This is a genomic window from Streptomyces fractus, from assembly GCF_049844455.1.
Lineage (GTDB): Bacteria > Actinomycetota > Actinomycetes > Streptomycetales > Streptomycetaceae > Streptomyces > Streptomyces fractus.
The window spans coordinates 6,877,403-6,893,937 of sequence record NZ_JBMYHI010000002.1 but is presented as its reverse complement, the minus strand read 5'-3'; the positions used below and the strand labels follow the sequence as shown (position 1 = coordinate 6,893,937).

The 16,535-nt window shown below is 71.0% G+C and carries 18 protein-coding genes; 5 read left to right on the top strand and 13 right to left on the bottom strand.

The genetic code is table 11. The features are described from left to right. Window positions 1-25 precede the first annotated feature (25 nt). Complete coding sequence (locus tag ACP4E5_RS33150) at window positions 26-736, top strand: GntR family transcriptional regulator (protein WP_425835188.1); 711 nt, start codon at window positions 26-28, stop codon at window positions 734-736. 33 nt (window positions 737-769) lie between these two features. Then, a complete protein-coding gene (locus ACP4E5_RS33145) occupies window positions 770-1,177 on the top strand; it encodes a (2Fe-2S) ferredoxin domain-containing protein (protein WP_425835186.1) in 408 nt (135 codons plus the stop codon). Here the strand turns inward: ACP4E5_RS33145 and pip are convergent. From pip to ACP4E5_RS33120, 5 genes are read right to left on the bottom strand one after another with little or no spacing between them, the layout of a single operon-like run. After that, window positions 1,155-2,138: a prolyl aminopeptidase gene (pip, locus tag ACP4E5_RS33140; protein ID WP_425835184.1), complete on the bottom strand. Its 984-nt coding sequence runs from the start codon at window positions 2,136-2,138 to the stop codon at window positions 1,155-1,157. The genes ACP4E5_RS33145 and pip overlap by 23 nt on opposite strands. A 41-nt stretch (window positions 2,139-2,179) precedes the next feature. Then, entirely contained in the window at window positions 2,180-3,382 is a 1,203-nt protein-coding gene (locus tag ACP4E5_RS33135) for a nitrate/nitrite transporter (RefSeq protein ID WP_425835182.1), read from the bottom strand. A gap of 9 nt (window positions 3,383-3,391) precedes the next feature. Beyond that, window positions 3,392-4,138, bottom strand: a complete 747-nt coding sequence (locus tag ACP4E5_RS33130; RefSeq protein WP_425841830.1) for a uracil-DNA glycosylase — start codon at window positions 4,136-4,138, stop codon at window positions 3,392-3,394. 35 nt (window positions 4,139-4,173) lie between these two features. After that, window positions 4,174-5,724 carry a YfcC family protein gene (locus ACP4E5_RS33125; RefSeq protein ID WP_425835180.1) on the bottom strand — a complete coding sequence of 517 codons (1,551 nt, stop codon included), beginning with the start codon at window positions 5,722-5,724 and terminating at the stop codon, window positions 4,174-4,176. Next, window positions 5,721-7,097: a M20/M25/M40 family metallo-hydrolase gene (locus tag ACP4E5_RS33120; RefSeq protein ID WP_425835178.1), complete on the bottom strand. Its 1,377-nt coding sequence runs from the start codon at window positions 7,095-7,097 to the stop codon at window positions 5,721-5,723. The genes ACP4E5_RS33125 and ACP4E5_RS33120 overlap by 4 nt, the downstream gene beginning before the upstream one ends. 139 nt (window positions 7,098-7,236) lie before the next feature. On the opposite strand from ACP4E5_RS33120, the gene ACP4E5_RS33115 reads away from it, so the two are divergent. Beyond that, window positions 7,237-7,701, top strand: a complete 465-nt coding sequence (locus tag ACP4E5_RS33115) for an RNA-binding S4 domain-containing protein (protein ID WP_425835176.1) — start codon at window positions 7,237-7,239, stop codon at window positions 7,699-7,701. Between the two features lie 84 nt (window positions 7,702-7,785). Here the strand turns inward: ACP4E5_RS33115 and ACP4E5_RS33110 are convergent, their stop codons facing one another. Beyond that, a complete protein-coding gene (locus ACP4E5_RS33110) occupies window positions 7,786-8,196 on the bottom strand; it encodes a DoxX family protein (protein WP_425835174.1) in 411 nt (136 codons plus the stop codon). Window positions 8,197-8,302: 106 nt separating this feature from the next. After that, window positions 8,303-8,983: a class I SAM-dependent methyltransferase gene (locus ACP4E5_RS33105; protein WP_425835172.1), complete on the bottom strand. Its 681-nt coding sequence runs from the start codon at window positions 8,981-8,983 to the stop codon at window positions 8,303-8,305. Window positions 8,984-9,099: 116 nt separating this feature from the next. Here ACP4E5_RS33105 and ACP4E5_RS33100 point away from each other — a divergent pair, with 116 nt between their 5' ends. Then, window positions 9,100-9,375 (top strand): DUF6343 family protein, encoded by a 276-nt coding sequence (locus tag ACP4E5_RS33100; RefSeq protein ID WP_425835170.1) that lies wholly within the window; start codon window positions 9,100-9,102, stop codon window positions 9,373-9,375. 6 nt (window positions 9,376-9,381) lie between these two features. On the opposite strand, the gene ACP4E5_RS33095 is transcribed toward ACP4E5_RS33100, so the two are convergent. From ACP4E5_RS33095 to rpsA, 6 genes are all read right to left on the bottom strand, one after another. After that, window positions 9,382-9,744 carry a tetratricopeptide repeat protein gene (locus ACP4E5_RS33095; protein WP_425835168.1) on the bottom strand — a complete coding sequence of 121 codons (363 nt, stop codon included), beginning with the start codon at window positions 9,742-9,744 and terminating at the stop codon, window positions 9,382-9,384. Between the two features lie 91 nt (window positions 9,745-9,835). Continuing rightward, window positions 9,836-10,228: a hypothetical protein gene (locus tag ACP4E5_RS33090; protein ID WP_425835166.1), complete on the bottom strand. Its 393-nt coding sequence runs from the start codon at window positions 10,226-10,228 to the stop codon at window positions 9,836-9,838. Then, window positions 10,225-10,833, bottom strand: a complete 609-nt coding sequence (gene coaE, locus ACP4E5_RS33085; protein ID WP_425835164.1) for a dephospho-CoA kinase — start codon at window positions 10,831-10,833, stop codon at window positions 10,225-10,227. The genes ACP4E5_RS33090 and coaE overlap by 4 nt, the downstream gene beginning before the upstream one ends. 23 nt (window positions 10,834-10,856) lie before the next feature. Next, window positions 10,857-11,795 (bottom strand): PAC2 family protein, encoded by a 939-nt coding sequence (locus ACP4E5_RS33080; RefSeq protein ID WP_425835162.1) that lies wholly within the window; start codon window positions 11,793-11,795, stop codon window positions 10,857-10,859. A gap of 115 nt (window positions 11,796-11,910) precedes the next feature. Further along, the gene (locus ACP4E5_RS33075) at window positions 11,911-13,437 is read right to left on the bottom strand and encodes a flavin monoamine oxidase family protein (RefSeq protein ID WP_425835160.1); all 1,527 of its coding nucleotides are present in this window, start codon (window positions 13,435-13,437) and stop codon (window positions 11,911-11,913) included. A 357-nt stretch (window positions 13,438-13,794) separates the two neighbouring features. Then, window positions 13,795-15,315, bottom strand: coding sequence for a 30S ribosomal protein S1 (gene rpsA / locus ACP4E5_RS33070; RefSeq protein ID WP_425835158.1), 1,521 nt, complete (start codon window positions 15,313-15,315; stop codon window positions 13,795-13,797). A 363-nt stretch (window positions 15,316-15,678) separates the two neighbouring features. Between rpsA and ACP4E5_RS33065 the strand changes: the two genes are divergently transcribed. After that, window positions 15,679-16,533 carry a class I SAM-dependent methyltransferase gene (locus tag ACP4E5_RS33065; RefSeq protein ID WP_425835156.1) on the top strand — a complete coding sequence of 285 codons (855 nt, stop codon included), beginning with the start codon at window positions 15,679-15,681 and terminating at the stop codon, window positions 16,531-16,533. Window positions 16,534-16,535: the final 2 nt, after the last annotated feature.

Genomic DNA, 16,535 nt, shown 5'->3' with positions numbered 1-16,535 from the left:
CCCGGACATCGACGAAGATGGACCCATGACGACGGCAGGATCGGTGGAGCCCCTGGGCGCGGTGCGCGAGCGCGTACTCGCCGCCCTGCGCGAGGACATCATCGGCGGGCGCCGGCGACCCGGCGACCGGCTCGTCGAGCGGGAGCTCGCCGAGCGGTTCGGGGTGTCCCGGGTTCCCGTCCGCGAGGCGATCCGGGCGCTGCTCGCCGAGGGCTTCGTGGCGTACGAGACGCCCCGCAGGGCCGTCGTGCGCACCCTGACCCGCACCGATGTCACCGAACTGTACGAGCTGCGCGAGGCCTTGGAGGTCTACGCCGCCGGGCTCGCGGCCGAGCGGGCCACCAAGGACGACCTGGCGGAGCTGGAGGGGCTGCTCGAGCGCGCCACGCGCGCGACGCGCGAGGGCGACGCCGAGACCAACACCGACGTCAACACCCGTTTCCACGACCGGCTGTTGGAGATGGCGCGCAACGAACTCATCGTGTCGGTGATGCAGCCCGTCAGCGGGCGGCTGCGCTGGCTCACCCGGCGCGGCGAGGAGTGGGCCCAACAGCTGGCCGAACACCGGGAGTTGTACGAGGCGATGGCCGAGGGCGACGCCGACCGCGCGCGGGCGACGGCCCTCACCCACGTCCGCACCAACCACCGCTCCACCGTCCGTCATCTCTTCGGAGACGGCGGAGACGGCGGAGACGGCGGAGACGACAGAGACGATGGCGACGACCCCATCGCGTGACCGTCCATCCGTAACCACAGGAGTCCCACCCCCGTGCCCACCCTCATCGGCGCTGCCCGCACCCGCCCCTGCACCCTCGTCGTGTGCCGGGGCTGCTGTTGCGGCGACGCCCGCAAGTACCCCGGCTACGACCACGACTGGCAGCTGGAGCGCTGGCAGGCGGCGGCGCGGGCCTCGCAGGGGCGGTTCGCCGTGCGGGTCGTCGACTGTCTCGGGCCGTGCGACCAGGCGAACGTCGTCGTGCTCCAGCCCTCCGCCCAGGGTCGCGCCCGCGGCGGGAAGGCCGCGTGGATCGGCTGGTCGATGGGGGACGACGTGACCGACGAGGTCCTGGCGTGGGCGGAGGCCGGAGGGCCCGGTCTCGCGCCCGCCCCGGCCGCCCTGGAGTTGCAGTTCATCGAGGCGCAGGGCGAGCGGGTCAGGCGACGCCGCGGGCGCTGACCCCGACCCCACAGCCGCCGAACCTGTCCAGCGCGGCGACCAGTTCATCGGCGATGCCCGGCGCCCCCGCGTTGTGCCCCGCCTCGTCCACGACGATCAGCTCCGCGTCCGGCCAGGCCCGCGCGAGCCGCCACGGGATGCCGAGCAGATTGCCGAGGTCGACCTGCCCCTGCACCACCACCGCCGGCAGCCCCTTGAGCAGCGGCAGGTCGCGCAGCACCGTGTCGGGCCCGTCCAGGAAGTGGCTCTGCGACCAGTAGTGCGTGACGGTGCGCGCGAAGCCGTAGCGGAAGTCCGGGTCCTGGTAGCGGGGCACGGAGCGCGGCGGCTGCGAGGCGACCGCCGTCTCCCAGTCGGTCCAGGCCAGCGCGGCCCTCTCGCGTACGGCCGGGTCCGGGGATTCCAGGAGCCGGTTGTACGCGGCCGCGAGATCGCCGTCCCGCTCCCCCTCCGGCAGCCCGTCGAGGAACGCCGCGAACGCCTCCGGGAACACCCTCCCGAGGCCCCTCGTCAACAAGTCGACTTCTTCCTGGCTGCCGGTCGCCAGGCCTGTCAGGACCAGTTCGGAGACGGCGTCCCGGTGCGTCTGCGCGTACCGCAGGGCCAGGACGGACCCGAAGGACACGCCCCACACCAGCCAGCGTTCGATGCCGAGATGAGCGCGCAGCAGCTCCAGGTCGGCCATCAGCTTCGGCAGCGTATTGACGCTCATGTCGGTGTCGTACGCGCTCGCCGGCGGCGTGGAGCGGCCCGCGCCCCGCTGATCGAGCAGCACGATCCGGTAGCGCTCCGGGTCGAACAGGCGCCGGGTGAAGGGCGTGGCCCCGGAGCCGGGACCGCCGTGCAGCACGACGGCGGGCTTGCCGTGCGGGTTGCCGCAGGTCTCCCAGTGGATCCGGTTTCCGTCACCTACGTCGAGCAGGCCGTGGTCGTACGGTTCGACAGGCGGGTACAGAGGCATCCGGCGAACCTACTACCCGCCCGCCGCGCCCCGCCTCCGAGTCAGTGGACCTTGATGCTGCGCATGCGCCCGAACGCGTACACACAGCCCGCGAGCGCCAGGTCGGACAGCAGCATGAAGCCGATGGAGTAGGAGTTCTGCGCGGTGTAGATCGCGCCCATGACCAGTGGCGGGACGAAGCCGCCCAGGCCGCCGATGGCGCCGACGATGCCGGTGACCGAGCCGACCTGGGACGGTGGGGTGACCTGTGCGACGAGGGCGAAGACGCTGCCGCTCGCGGTGCCGAGGCCCGCGGCCATGACGAGCAGGTCGATCGTGCCGCCGGGCGCCAGGTGCGGATTGAAGGCCTGCACGATGGCGAAGATCGCGACGACGGCGAGCGCCGTGGCGGTGACGACCGCCGGGTGGATCCGGTCGGAGAGCCAGCCGCCGATCGGCCGGAAGATCACGGTGACGAGGGCGAACCCGGCGGCCTTGGTGCCCGCGTCGACGGGGTCGAGTTCGTACCAGGTCTTCAAGTACGTGGGCAGATACGTGCCGTACGCGACGATGCCGCCGAAGCCGATCGCGTAGAGCGCCGACAGTTCCCAGGTCACCCGGAGCTTCCCGGCCTGGCCGAGGCGCTCGCCGAGCGAGGTCGTCGGGATGGTGCGGCCGGGGTGGTCGCTGATGAGGAACCAGCCGACCACCACGAACGCGGCGAGCGCGATCGCGACGATGTAGAACGGCAGGTTCTCGCCGTGCTTGGCGATGCGCGGGGTGAAGTACCCGGACAGCGCCACACCGCCCATGCCCATGCCGAAGATGCCGACCGCCGCGCCGCGCTTGGCGGGCGGGAACCAGGAGTTCACCAGCGGGACACCGATGGCGAACGTGGTGCCGCCGAGGCCCAGCAGAAAACCGACGATGATCATCGCGAGGTACGAGTCCCTGGCCACCGTCACCAGGAGCACAGGGACGATCGTCGCGGCGGTCACCAGCGGGAACATCAGCTTGGCGCCGAACTTGTCGGTCAGGGCGCCGACCGGGATCCGGCCCAGCGAACCGACGATCACCGGCACGGCGACCAGGAAGGACTGCTCGAACGAGCTGAGTCCCAGGGACTCGCCGAAGGCACTGCCGAGCGGGGCGATGAGGTTCCATGCCCAGAACGTGAGCGCGAAGCCCACGGTCGCCACGATGAGGTTGCGGTAGGCCGCCGCGGGCGGCTTGGGCGTCGTCTCCTGCGCTGTCTCTGCTGCCACACGGCCACGCTAGGAAGCGGGCGGGCCCCCGGCCTGCGGAGCTGGGCCGAACGGGTGGAGCCCGGCGGTGCGCGCCGCGTCCCGCAGAACGCCGCGCAGCATCTCCGGGGTGAGCCTGCCGGTGAAGGTGTTGCGCTGGCTCACGTGGAAGCAGCCGAACAGGGAGAGGTCTTCGCCGCCTTCAGCCCTTGGCAGGTCGACTCGGGCGCCGTGGGCGAAGGCTGGGCGCGGGCGGGGCACCGTCCACCCGGCCTCGGCGAAGGCGGGCAGCGCCGCCTGCCAGCCGAACGCGCCGAGCACGACGACCGCGCGCAGGGTGGGCCGCAGCAGGTTCAGCTCCTGGACGAGCCAGGGCCGGCAGGTATCGCGCTCGGCCGGCGTCGGCTTGTTCGCGGGCGGCGCGCAGTGCACGGGCGAGGTGATCCGGACGCCGTGCAGGGTCAGCCCGTCGTCGGCGCTGACGGCGTCAGGACGGGAGGCGAGCCCGATGTCGTACAGGGCCCGGTAGAGGACGTCGCCCGAGCGGTCGCCCGTGAACATGCGGCCCGTGCGGTTGGCGCCGTGCGCGGCGGGCGCGAGGCCGACGACCAGGAGGGAGGCGTCGTGCGGGCCGAAGCCGGGCACCGGGCGCCCCCAGTACGTCCAGTCGGCGAAGGCGGCGCGCTTGGTGCGCGCGACCTCTTCGCGCCACTCGACGAGACGGGGGCAGGCCCGGCAGCCGCTGATGCGCTCGTCGAGTTCACCGAGACCGCCCATGCCGTCCATGCCGTCCATGACTCCGACGATAGGCGCTACGTGAACGCGGCCCCCAGTGCCACGAACGCGCAGACCAGCACGAACAGGATGGCCAGCAGCGGCCACACGAACCGCAGGTACTTGTCGTAGCCGACCTTGGCGAGGGCCACGCCGCCGATGGTGACGGCGGTCGTCGGCACCCACAGGTTCATCCAGCCGCTGGCCGCCTGCCACGCGGTGACGACGACCGCGCGCGAGACGTCCGCGAAGTCGGCGAGCGGCGCGAGGATCGGCATGGCGAGGGTGGCGTGCCCGGACGTGGACGGGATGAGGAAGGCGAGCGGCAGGTTCACGACGAAGACGATGATCGCGAAGATGCCCGACGAGGTGCCCTTCACGACGCCCTCGATGGCGTGCAGGACCGTGTCCGTGATCTTCGAGTTGTTCATGATCACGGTGACGCCGCGGGCCAGCAGGATGACGAGCGCGGGCGAGACGAAGTCGGCGACCCCCTGGATGATCGTCGAGCTGAGCTTCTGCTCGCCCATCCGCGCGACGAGCCCCACCAGCACGGCGGCGACCAGGAACAGCGCCGCCAACTGCGGGAAGGACCAGTCGAGTTCGAAGCCGTACGGGGTCGCGTCGGCGTCGCCCGTCAAGGCGCTCGCCCAGGGCACCACCGAGAAGATCATGAAGGCGAAGACCAGCGTCGTGGCGACCAGAACGCCCTTGTGCAGGCCTGTGAGTTCGGGCGCCTCGGCCGCCCCGGCGGCCGTCTCGTCGAGGTCCCGGTCCCCCGGCAGGAAGCCCGAGATCGAGCGCTCCGGATCGCTCCGCACGCGCTTCGCGTAGCGGATGACGTACGCGATGGTGACCGCGGTCAGCACGATCCACATCGCGAACCGCAGCGCGATGCCGTCGCCCAGCGAGATGTCGGCGGCCGAGGAGGCGACGCCGGTCGCGAACGGGTTGACGGTCGAGCACAGCACGCCGACGCCCGCGCCGAGGATGATCGCGCCGACCGCCGTCATCCGGTCGTAGCCGAGCGCGAGCATCAGCGGCACGATCAGTCCGTAGAACCCGAGCGTCTCCTCGGCGAAGCCCTCGACCGTGCCGAGGACGGAGAAGACGGCCATGACGCCCGCGATGAGCAGCGCCCCGCGCTCGCGCAGCCGGTGGGCGAGGCGGCCGATGCCGCGGTCGAGGGCGCCGGTCGCGAAGACGACGGTGATGAACGCGCCGATGGCGAGCACGAAGAGGAAGACGCCCGCACTGCCGTACAGATCACCGGAGTTGTCCGGCGAGACGAGGGCGGTCTTCGGGTCCTGGATGCCGTAGAGGCCGTTGACCGGGGCGAGGAAGAGGTCGTTGAGGCGGTCGACGAAGGTCTGCCCGGAGTCGACGCGCTGGTACGTGCCCTCGACGGGCGCGCCCGCGCTGTTCCTGTCGTACGCCCCCGAGGGGATCAGGAACGCGAGCAGCCAGATCGCGATCGTGACGACGGCGAGGACGGTGAGGGCGCTGGGGAAGGTGAACTTCCTCTTCGCCGGGGGCTGTTCGGGGGCCCCGGTCGTGCTGTCCGTGCTGTCGGTGCTGTCCGTGCTCATGAGCCGCTCCGGAAGTCGGCCGCGTACTCCCGCACGAACGCGCACATCGCGACGACGGTCGCGCGCAGTTCGGAGAACAGGACGCGTTCGTTGGGGGCGTGCAGGTTGCAGAGGTTGTCCTGGGCGCCGAAGAGCAGCACCTCGGCGTTCGGCGCGGCCTGCGCGAGGCCGTTGACCAGCGGGATGGAGCCGCCGGTCGCGACGTACGAGGCGTCGGTGCCCCACGCCTCCTTGAGCGCGGCGCGGGCCGCGCGGTAGGCGGGGCCGCCGGTGTCCGCCTCGTATCCGGGGCCGGTGTCGCCGGGGGTGACGGTGAGCTCGATGCCGAAGGGCTTGAGCGAGCGCAGATGCCGTACGAGGAGGTCCTGGGCCTCGCGCGGGTCCTGCTGGGGGTGGAAGCGCAGGTTCAGCTTGGCGCGGGCGTGCGGGACGACGGCCGACGCGGCGTGCTCCACGCTCGGCGCGTCGAGGCCGATGACGGTGATCGCGGGACCGCTCCACAGGCGTTCGCCGAGGGTGCCGCTGCCGAGCAGCGGGAGGCCCTCCTCGACGCCGGCGAGCTCGCGGAACTCCTCGTCGGAGTAGCTCGTGCCGGTCCACTTGTCGCGGCGCAGGCCCTCCACCGCCACGTCCCCGTGCACATCGTGCAGCGTGGACAGGGCCTTGAGGAGGACGAGCAGGGCGTCGGGGGCCGCGCCGCCGAACTCGCCGCTGTGGCGGGCCTCTTGGAGCGTGCGGACCTCTACGGTGACTTCCGCCGCGCCCCGCAGGCCGGTGGTGAGGGTGGGGGTGCCGGGGCGGATGTTGCCGAGGTCCGCGATGACCATGGCGTCGCAGGCGAACCGGTCCGGGTCGGTGGGCGGATAGCCGTCGAAGGGGCTGCCGTACTCCTCCTGGCCCTCGAAGACGATCTTCACGCCGGCGGGCGGCCGGCCGCCGAAGGCCCGCAGCATGCCGAGGTGGGCGATGACGTTCGACTTGTCGTCCGCGATGCCACGGGCCCGCAGCCCGCCCTCGATCGCGGTCGGTGTGAACGGCGGCGACTTCCACAGGCTCTCGTCGCCGGGCGGCTGCACGTCGTAGTGGGAGTAGAGCAGGACGGTCGGGGCGTCGGGCGTGGGCGGCGGGATCTCGCCGAAGATCACGGGTGCGGTGTCGGGCAGGTCGAGGGTCTCGATGTGCTCCACGCCCGCGTCCCGCAGCAGCCCGACGAGCAGGTCGTGGGCCTCGCGCACGGGCTCCGCCGGGTAGCCGGGGAAGGCGACGGACGGGATGGCGGCCAGCCGTTCCAGGTCGGACCGCAGCCCGTCCATCAGTCGGTCGACCGCGGCCCGCGGGTCGCCGGTCGGGTCGATGGCATCCGTGCCGTCCATGTCGTGTGCACCCCTCGCTGTCGAATACGCTCCTTTCGCCCGGATTATCCGGGCTGGGCGGGGACAGTTCGGCCGGGGCTCGCCGACGGGGGCGACAACGGGTTCGGGGCGCGGCCCGCGCGGGACTATCGTCGGACACATGGCATCGCAGACACCGGGGACACCGCAGGCGCCGGACGGTTCGGGCGGCGGCGGGAGCGTGCGGGTCGACAGCTGGATCTGGGCCGTACGCCTGGTCAAGACGCGCTCGGCGGGGGCGGCCGCCTGCAAGGCCGGGCACGTCAAGGTCAACGGGACGAGCGCCAAGCCCGCGCAGGCGCTGCGCGTCGGGGACGAGGTGCGGGTGCGCAGGCCCGGCGAGCGCGAGCGCCTGGTCAAGGTCGAGCGCCTGATCCGCAAGCGGGTCGGGGCGCCGGTCGCCGCCGAGGCCTACGTCGACAACTCCCCGCCGCCGCCCCCGCGCGAGGTGATCTCCCCGGTCGGCATCCGCGACCGCGGCACGGGCCGCCCGACGAAGCGCGACCGCAGGGAACTGGAGCGGCTGCGCGGCGTGTTCGGCCAGGGGCCGCAGGCGCCGGGCGCCCCGGGCCCCGGACAGGACTGAGCCGAGGCCACCAGGAGGGGACCTCGGCTCGGGGCCGGACGACCGGACGACCCGGCGCCGTTACAGCGCCGGGGCCGGACGACGTCAGCGCCGCAACAGCGCCACCAACTCCCGGTTCCGCCCCCGCCGCACCCACGCCAGCACGACGAGCGGCACCAGCAGGATCAATGGCGTCGCGGCGTTCTCCCCGTCGAACGCCACGACCTGCATGAAGAACGCGCCCACCATCAGCAGGCTCAGACCGATCGCCGCGAGCCCGGAGAGCACGGGCACCAACAGGCCGACGGCGCCCGCGACTTCGAGCAGCCCGATGGCGTACATACCGGGCCTGCCCCAGCCGATGCCATTGAAGGCCTCGACGGCCGTGGGGTGCGCGATCAGCTTCGGCAGTCCGCTCGCGATCCCGTAGAACAGGGCGAGCACGATGGTGACGGTGTGCAGCGAGATCCGGGCGGCGCGGGAACGGACGGGCGCGGCCACGACGGCGTTCGACATGACGGTCTCCTCGGTGACGGAAGGGGGGCGCGGCCCGCACGATGCGGTGCGCTGTCACAGAGTTGGACCGGGAGCGGCGCCCGAACTCATCGGCCGCCGCCCGCCGTCACGCCGGTACCGCGCGCACCCAGGTCCCGTCCTCCGTCAGCACCCGGTCGACCTTCAAGTCGGCCTGCGCCAGCGCCTGTTCGAACTCCTCCTGGGTGAGCGGGCGGGCCCGGTACGTCTGCGTCCACACCGCGTCGGGGAACACGTACTCGACCTTCACCGAGCGCACGCCGTCGCCGACCGGCTCCGAGTGCAGCTTGCGGATCGTGAACCCGCCGCCGGGCCCGGTCACCTCACGCGGCAGGTTCTCGTGCGCCCCCGGCCGCTCGCGCTGGATCAGCACGCAGCCGTCCTCGGCGACATGGCGCCGGCACGCGGCGAGCATCCCCGCGCGCACCTCCGCCTCCCCGGTGTGGACGAGGATCGACCCGAGCAGCACCGCGTCGAAGGTCTCCCCGAGGTCGAGGCTCTCGATGGCGCCGCGCACCGTGCGCGCGCCCCGGACCCGCTCCAGCATCTCGGGCGACTCGTCCACCGCCGTGACCTTGAAGCCCCGATCGACGAGCGAGTGCGTCACGCGGCCGACCCCGCAGCCCAGCTCCAGCAGCTTCGCACCCGCGGGCACGGCGCCCGCGACGACGTCCGGCTCGTCCTCGACGGCGAGCCGCGAGTACAGCTCCACGGCACAGCCGTCCGGTGTGATGGCGCCCGGCCCCGTGCCTTCGTATCCCGTACGCATCTCAAGACCCATGCAGGCCCAACGAACCACCCTCACGCGGCGTTCCCCGCCCGCGCCGTTCCCCGTGCGCGGGTTCTGCGTGGCACTCTGGAAGAGGTGCAACGAAAGGAGTGCACATGCCGCATCCGGCGCACTTCATCCGCACCGGTGACGAGCCGGTCACCGCCCGCAGCCCGCTGCGCCTGCGGCTCGGCCTCGCGCTGTTCGGGCTGGTGTGGACGGTCTTCGGCACCGTCGCGTTCCTGCTCGCGCACCGCCCCTGGTGGGCGCTGGCCTGCGGAATCCTGTGGCTGGTCACGACGGTCGACCTGTTCATGATCCTGCGGCACATCCGCCAGGGCCCGCACTACCAGCCGGGCCGGGACGTCCCGCCGTACCACAAGCCCCAGTAGCGGCGATCAGTCGTCGAAGCGCGCCGCCGCCAGGTAATCCGGCTGCGGGTCGAGCGCCGCGGCGAGCCGGAAGTGCCGCCGGGCCTGCTGCGGGCGCGACCACCGCTCGTACGTCCTGGCCAGCGCGAAATGCGCGAACGCGTTGTCCGGCTCGCGCTCCAGGACGATCGTGAACTCCAGCTCGGCCGCCCGCAGTTGCGCGGCGGCGAAGAACGCGCGGGCCCGCAGCAGCCGGGCCGCGGTGTGCTCCGGGTAGACGGCGATCACGTCGTCCAGAAGCTTCACCGCTCCGCGCGGATCGCGCGCGGCCAGGAGCTGCTCGGCGGCGCGATAGTCGATGACGTGCGTCTCCGGTGTGGATTCGGGCACGACGAACCTCCTCCTGGTGTCGACCAGGTCAACACCGTGGACCGTAGGGGCTATTCCTGCCCGCGGCCCGCCGGCGGAACACGCGGCACCGTCAGCGCGAGCGGCTCAGGGACACCGTGAGCACCATGCCCACGAGCACGAGCAGGGCGCCCGCGATCATGAAGGCCCGGTCCACGCCGGGGCGTTCGCCGCCGAGTAGCACGGTCTCGCGCGGGTCCTCGGTGTCGTACGCGACGCTGACGACCCCGCCGGCGGGCAGCGGGCGCCGCTTGCTGGGCGGCACGGGCGAGACGACCTCCACGACCCGCCCGTCGTCCGTCGCGAACTGGAGCAGAGGCCGCTCGGACCCCGGCTGCGGCGGTTTGACCAGGGCCTGCGCTATGTTCCCCGCGCCCTGGACGCGACGGCTGCGCTGCAGGCCGTACGCGCCCGCGACGAGCGCCACCAGGCCGCCGAGCGAGGTGCAGGCGGCGAGGACGATCACGCGGTCGCGGCACGCGCCCGGCGCGCCAGCTCCGCCCAGACCTCGTCGACCCGCTCCCTCAACCGCTCCAGCGGTACGTCGTTGTCGATCACGATGTCCGCGATCTCCAGGCGCTTCTCGCGGGTGGCCTGCGCGGACATCCGGGCCCGCGCGTCCTCCTCGCTCATGCCGCGCAGACGGGTGAGGCGGTCAAGCTGGGTATCGGTGCTCGCGTCGACGACGATCACCAGGTCGTAGAGCGGCGCCAGCCCGTTCTCGGTGAGCAGCGGAACGTCGTGGACGACGACGGAGTCGGGGCCCGCGGTGGCCTCCAGCTCGGAGGAGCGGGTACCGACCAGCGGGTGCACGATCTTGTTGAGCGTGGCCAGCTTGTCGGCGTCCGCGAACACGACCGAGCCGAGTTTCGGCCGGTCGAGGCTGCCGTCCGGAGCGAGCACCTCGTCACCGAACGCCTCCACGACGGCCGCGAGCCCCTCGGTCCCGGGCTCGACGACCTCCCGCGCGATCTTGTCGGCGTCGATCAGTACGGCTCCCCGCTCCACGAGCAGCCGTGACACCTCACTCTTCCCGGCGCCGATTCCGCCGGTCAGCCCCACCTTCAACATAAGCGGAAGCTTAGGCGCTGTGATCAGGCGTCGCCCTCGCGTTCGGCCAGGAACTTCTCGAACTCCTGGCCGATCTCGTCCGCCGACGGGATGTCCAGCGGCTCCGCGAGCATGTTGCCGCGCTGGTCCGCTCCTGCCGCCGCGTCGTACTGGTGCTCAAGGCCCTGGACCAGGGAGACCAGCTCCTCGTCGCCCTCCTGGACCTGGCGGTCGATCTCCGTCTGCGTACGGTGCGCGTCCGTGCGCAGTCCGTGCGCGACGCCCGGCAGCACCATCCCGGTCGCAGCGGTGATCGCCTCCAGGACGGTCAGCGCGGCGTCCGGGTACGCGGAGCGGGCGATGTAGTGCGGCACGTGCGCGGCGACGCCGAGGACGTCGTGCCCGGCCTCCATGAGGCGGTACTCGACGAGGGCCGCGGCGCTGCCCGGCACCTGCGCCTCGTCGAACGGGCTGGCGTGCCCCGGCACCAGGTCGGTGCGGTTGCCGTGCGGGGTGAGGCCGACGGGGCGGGTGTGCGGGACGCCCATCGGGATCCCGTGGAAGTTCACCGCGAGGCGCACTCCAAGGCGCTCCACGATCTGCCCCACCGCGGCCGCGAACCGCTCCCACTCGACGTCCGGCTCCGGCCCTGCGAGCAGCAGGAACGGCGCCCCCGTCGCATCCTGGACGAGCCGCACCTCGAGCACCGGCACCTCGTACTCGGACCACCGGTCGCGCCGGAAGGTGAGCAGCGGCCGGCGCGCCCGGTAGTCGACGAGCCTGTCGTGGTCGAAGCGGGCCACCACCTGGTGCGGCAGCGAGTCGATGAGCCGCTCGACGATCTGGTCGCCGGTCTCACCGGCGTCGATGTATCCGTCGAAGTGGTAGAGCATGACCAACCCGGCCGACTCCTGGGCAAGCGCCATGTCCACGGCGGCGAGCCCCTTCGGCTCCCATGAGTACAAATCCTGCGGATCAAGCACAGTGACCGCTCCTCCTCGTGTTCCAAGACAAGAACGCGCGGAGAGGGTGCGCGCATTCCCGCCCGCACCCATTCTCAGCAGCCTCTTATGCGGATAAGCAGCGCATCAGTACATGTCAGTTGGCCATCACGCGCGCGTGCAGCTTGCCGACGGCCCGCCGCGCGGACGTGAACGCCCCGTGCTGCCAGGCGTCCGTGTAGCTGAGCCAGTCACCGGCGAAGTAGACGCGGCCCGTCGGTTCGTCGAGCGGCTTGTAGCGGGGGTCGTCGGGCCCGCCGGGGGTGTCGTGCCATGCGGCTTCCAGGTGCGGCGTCTGCCGCCAGTGGTGCGAGAACGAGGTCGCCAGCTCGGTCCGGTACTTCTCGCCGTAGATCTTGACGCCCTGCGCGACGGCCCGCGCCTCCCGCTTCTCGGGCGTGAGCTTCGCGTACGCGTCGGCGTCGGTGTCGTAGTTGTAGTAGCCGATCATGAGGCCGCGCTCGCCGTGGAACCCGTACGAGGGGTGCCAGATGTGGCTGAGGTCCATGTCGGTCTCGGTGATGCCGCCGTAGATCCGGTGGTCGGTCTCCCACCACCGGCTCCGGTACTCCAGGCCGATCTTCCCCGCGGACTGCGGCTTGATGGCCTCCAGGGCGCTCTGCACGCCGGAGCCGAGGTTGTGCGGGATCTTGGCGAGGATGTTCGGCGGCAGCGCCCCGACGCAGTAGTCCGCCTCGACGACCCGGGTCCGCCCGCCCTGTGTATACGTGACGGCGACCCCGTCACCCTTGTCCGTGATCTTGCTGACGGCGGCCCCTGTACGTATCCGGGAGGCCCCTATCGCGCGCGTCAGCGCCTTCGGTATCTGGTCCATGCCGCCGACCGGCTGGAACATCAGCATGGCCTGGTCGAAGCCGAACTCGAAGGAGAAGTACCGCCCGACCCCACTGGCGAACACCTCGGACGCGGAGGGCACGCCACCGAGCACCTTGCCCGGCGTCCCGGCCGCGGCGGGCACGGTCGTGTACCCGCGCCGGTCGGACCCTTCGTAGCCGAGCTTGTCCCCCAGCGACCCGAAGTCCTTCAGGAACTCGACGAGCCGCTCCTGGTCGCCGCCGGTCAACTCCTTGTCGAGCGCCCCCTTGTTGGAGGCCTTCGCCAGCAGCTCGGACACATACCCGTACACGTCGGCCTTGGCGGTCCGGTACCGCACGGGCTCGGTCATCCCGGCGCCCTCGTTGAAGATGTAGGCGTCGGCGTTCGTATTGGTGAACACCTCGATGGGCACGCCGAGTTCACGGCAGTAGTCGAGCGTCACCATCCACTGCGGAAGTCTCGCCGGGCCGGCGTTCATGTACTGCCCGTCACTGAACCGCGCGGTCTGCTTGTTCCCGTACGTGTCGACGGTCGAATCGCCGCCCCGCACCGTGAAGTTGCGCCCACCGGTGCGGTCCCTGGCCTCCAGGACCGTACAGTCGTAGCCCGCCTTGCCCAGCTCGTACGCGGTGGCGAGCCCGGCGATACCACCACCCACGATCACCACCTTCGCGGCGCCGCGCCCGCTGAGCGAGAAGTCCCCCGACCGCGGCGCGCGATACGGCAGTTCCCGCTGCGCCGCCTGCGCGGTGGGCGCGAGCCCGAGCGCCCCCATGGTGGCGAACATGGCCCCGGCACCCCCACTGACCCCCACCTTCCGCAAAAACGCCCGCCGACTGCTGCCCGTCCCTGCCGCCTGCTGTGCTGCCATGGCCCGGCTCCCCTCAGGATCAGTGCGATCTTGACTGACCCGGGGATGCTGGCAACACCGTGTTACGCCCCACCACCACTCGGTGTATCCCCCACGTAACGGCTGCCCAGGGGCCCGGTGACCTTTTTTGGGGGCGCGGGGAACTGCGCGCGTAACTACGGCCTACGCCGCACAGCGGACGAGGCCCCCCTCTGTTGCCCAGGGCACAAAAAACGGTTGGCCCGCACCAAAAGGTGCGGGCCAACCGCTAACTACCTGCTAGCGCAGAGCGTTTCAGCTCTGGCCACCCGCCAGCTTCTCGCGAAGCGCGGCGAGCGCCTCGTCCGAGGCGAGCGCGCCGGAGTTGTCGGCCGTCTCCGAGGAGTACGAGCCGCCGCCGCCACCGCTGCCGCCGGACGCGGCCGGAGCCGCACCGCCGGCCGGAGCCGCGGCACCCTCGGCCTCGGCCTGAGCGTCGGCCTCGCGGGACTTGATGACCTGAGCCTGGTGCTGCTCGAAGCGCTGCTGCGCCTCGGCGTACTGGGTCTCCCAGGCCTCGCGCTGGGTGTCGAAGCCCTCGAGCCAGTCGTTGGTCTCGGGGTCGAAGCCCTCGGGGTAGATGTAGTTGCCCTGGTCGTCGTAGGACGCGGCCATGCCGTACAGGGTCGGGTCGAACTCGACGACCGACGGGTCGGCGCCGAAGGCCTCGTTGGCCTGCTTCAGCGAGAGGCTGATGCGACGACGCTCGAGGTCGATGTCGATGACCTTGACGAAGATCTCGTCGTTGACCTGGACGACCTGCTCCGGGATCTCCACGTGGCGCTCGGCCAGCTCGGAGATGTGGACCAGACCCTCGATGCCCTCGTCGACGCGGACGAACGCACCGAACGGAACCAGCTTCGTGACCTTGCCGGGAACGACCTGGCCGATCTGGTGCGTACGGGCGAACTGCTGCCACGGGTCTTCCTGCGTCGCCTTCAGCGACAGGGAGACACGCTCGCGGTCCATGTCGACGTCGAGAACCTCGACGGTGACTTCCTGGCCGACCTCGACAACCTCGGAGGGGTGGTCGATGTGCTTCCAGGAGAGCTCGGAGACGTGGACGAGACCGTCGACGCCACCCAGGTCCACGAAGGCACCGAAGTTGACGATCGAGGAAACGACGCCGGAGCGGACCTGACCCTTCTGCAGGGTGGTGAGGAACGTCTGGCGGACCTCGGACTGGGTCTGCTCGAGCCAGGCACGGCGGGACAGGACCACGTTGTTGCGGTTCTTGTCCAGCTCGATGATCTTCGCCTCGAGCTCCTTGCCCACGTAAGGCTGAAGGTCGCGAACGCGGCGCATCTCGACGAGGGAGGCCGGCAGGAAGCCACGGAGGCCGATGTCGAGGATGAGACCACCCTTGACGACCTCGATGACGGTACCGGTGACGATCCCGTCCTCTTCCTTGATCTTCTCGATCGTGCCCCAGGCGCGCTCGTACTGAGCGCGCTTCTTGGACAGGATCAGACGGCCTTCCTTGTCCTCCTTCTGGAGAACCAGGGCCTCGATCTCGTCGCCGACGGCCACGACCTCGTTCGGGTCGACGTCGTGCTTGATCGAGAGCTCGCGGCTCGGGATGACACCTTCGGTCTTGTAACCGATGTCGAGGAGAACCTCGTCCCGGTCAACCTTGACGATGACGCCGTCGACGATGTCGCCATCGTTGAAGTACTTGATCGTCTCGTCGATGGCGGCGAGGAATGCTTCCTCGTTACCGATGTCGTTGACCGCAACCTGCGGGGTGGTGGCGGTGGTCTCGGTGCTGCTCGTCATGTGGGAAAGGGCTCCGGCGGACATTGAAAGTCGGTGGGTACTGCTACGCCGGGAGCCCGTTTCGCTCTGAAGAAGCCGGACAGCCTTGGAAGCGCCGAATCCGGGCTTCCGTGAGGAACCGGTGGCGCCTCGACAACCGAGGGGACATACAACAGATGCGAGCACAGCCTGCTATGTCCGAGGTGCGCAGGCCCGCAGCGCAACTTGTAGCATACGGGGGCAGCCGGACAGGGTCAATGCGCGAAGGCGCACACCCGGGGCGGATCGCCGCATACCCGGCAGAAAACCAGTCACGCGAGGCCACTGACACCGCAGGGCCCGCAGATTATTACGAGGGAGCCGATCATCCAAGAGTCCGGACCAATGGAAGCGCACGACTCCCCCTCCCCGGTCTCCCCGGTCTCCCCGACCTCCACGGTCGACGACGACTCGACGGCGACCCGGCGGGACGCGGACACCACGGAGAGCGCGCGGGCCAACCGTGGCTGGTGGGACAGGAACGCGGACGACTATCAGGTGGAGCACGGCACGTTCCTGGGCGACGACCGTTTCGTGTGGTGCCCCGAGGGGCTCGACGAGATCGAGGCCGAGCTGCTCGGCCCGCTCGACGAGCTCGCCGACAAGGACGTCCTGGAGATCGGGGCCGGCGCCGCGCAGTGCTCGCGCTGGCTGCTCGCCCAGGGCGCCCGTCCCGTCGCCCTCGACCTCTCGCACCGCCAGCTCCAGCACGCTCTGCGCATCGACGGCGGCAAGGTGCCGCTCGTGGAGGCGGACGCGAGCGTGCTGCCCTTCAAGGACGGCTCCTTCGACCTCGCCTGTTCCGCGTACGGGGCGCTCCCCTTCATCGCGGACCAGGTGCAGGTGATGCGCGAGGTGCACCGCGTGCTGCGGCCCGGCGGACGGTTCGTCTTCTCGGTCACGCACCCGATCCGCTGGGCGTTCCCCGACGAGCCGGGCCCCGAGGGCCTGTCCGTCTCGGCCTCGTACTTCGACCGCACTCCTTATGTGGAGCAGGACGACGACGGGCAGGCCGTGTACGTCGAGCACCACCGCACCGTCGGGGACCGGGTACGGGACGTGGTGGCGGGCGGCTTCCGGCTCGTCGACCTCGTGGAGCCCGAGTGGCCCGAGTGGAACACGCAGGAGTGGGGCGGCTGGTCGCCGCTGCGCGGGAACCTGATCCCAGGTACGTCGATCTTCGTGTGCGAGCGAGACTGAAG

Bases quoted from the DNA above. Each gene is read 5' to 3' on its own strand.
- ACP4E5_RS33075 (WP_425835160.1), bottom strand. From the start codon at position 13,437: ATGTTCGCCACCATGGGGGCGCTCGGGCTCGCGCCCACCGCGCAGGCG.
- ACP4E5_RS33120 (WP_425835178.1), bottom strand. From the start codon at position 7,097: ATGGACGGCACGGATGCCATCGACCCGACCGGCGACCCGCGGGCCGCG.
- ACP4E5_RS33065 (WP_425835156.1), top strand. From the start codon at position 15,679: ATGGAAGCGCACGACTCCCCCTCCCCGGTCTCCCCGGTCTCCCCGACC.
- ACP4E5_RS33130 (WP_425841830.1), bottom strand. From the start codon at position 4,138: ATGGGCGGTCTCGGTGAACTCGACGAGCGCATCAGCGGCTGCCGGGCC.
- ACP4E5_RS33110 (WP_425835174.1), bottom strand. From the start codon at position 8,196: ATGTCGAACGCCGTCGTGGCCGCGCCCGTCCGTTCCCGCGCCGCCCGG.
- ACP4E5_RS33115 (WP_425835176.1), top strand. From the start codon at position 7,237: ATGGCATCGCAGACACCGGGGACACCGCAGGCGCCGGACGGTTCGGGC.
- ACP4E5_RS33150 (WP_425835188.1), top strand. From the start codon at position 26: ATGACGACGGCAGGATCGGTGGAGCCCCTGGGCGCGGTGCGCGAGCGC.
- rpsA (WP_425835158.1), bottom strand. From the start codon at position 15,315: ATGACGAGCAGCACCGAGACCACCGCCACCACCCCGCAGGTTGCGGTC.
- ACP4E5_RS33125 (WP_425835180.1), bottom strand. From the start codon at position 5,724: ATGAGCACGGACAGCACCGACAGCACGGACAGCACGACCGGGGCCCCC.
- coaE (WP_425835164.1), bottom strand. From the start codon at position 10,833: ATGTTGAAGGTGGGGCTGACCGGCGGAATCGGCGCCGGGAAGAGTGAG.
- ACP4E5_RS33100 (WP_425835170.1), top strand. From the start codon at position 9,100: ATGCCGCATCCGGCGCACTTCATCCGCACCGGTGACGAGCCGGTCACC.
- pip (WP_425835184.1), bottom strand. From the start codon at position 2,138: ATGCCTCTGTACCCGCCTGTCGAACCGTACGACCACGGCCTGCTCGAC.
- ACP4E5_RS33105 (WP_425835172.1), bottom strand. From the start codon at position 8,983: ATGCGTACGGGATACGAAGGCACGGGGCCGGGCGCCATCACACCGGAC.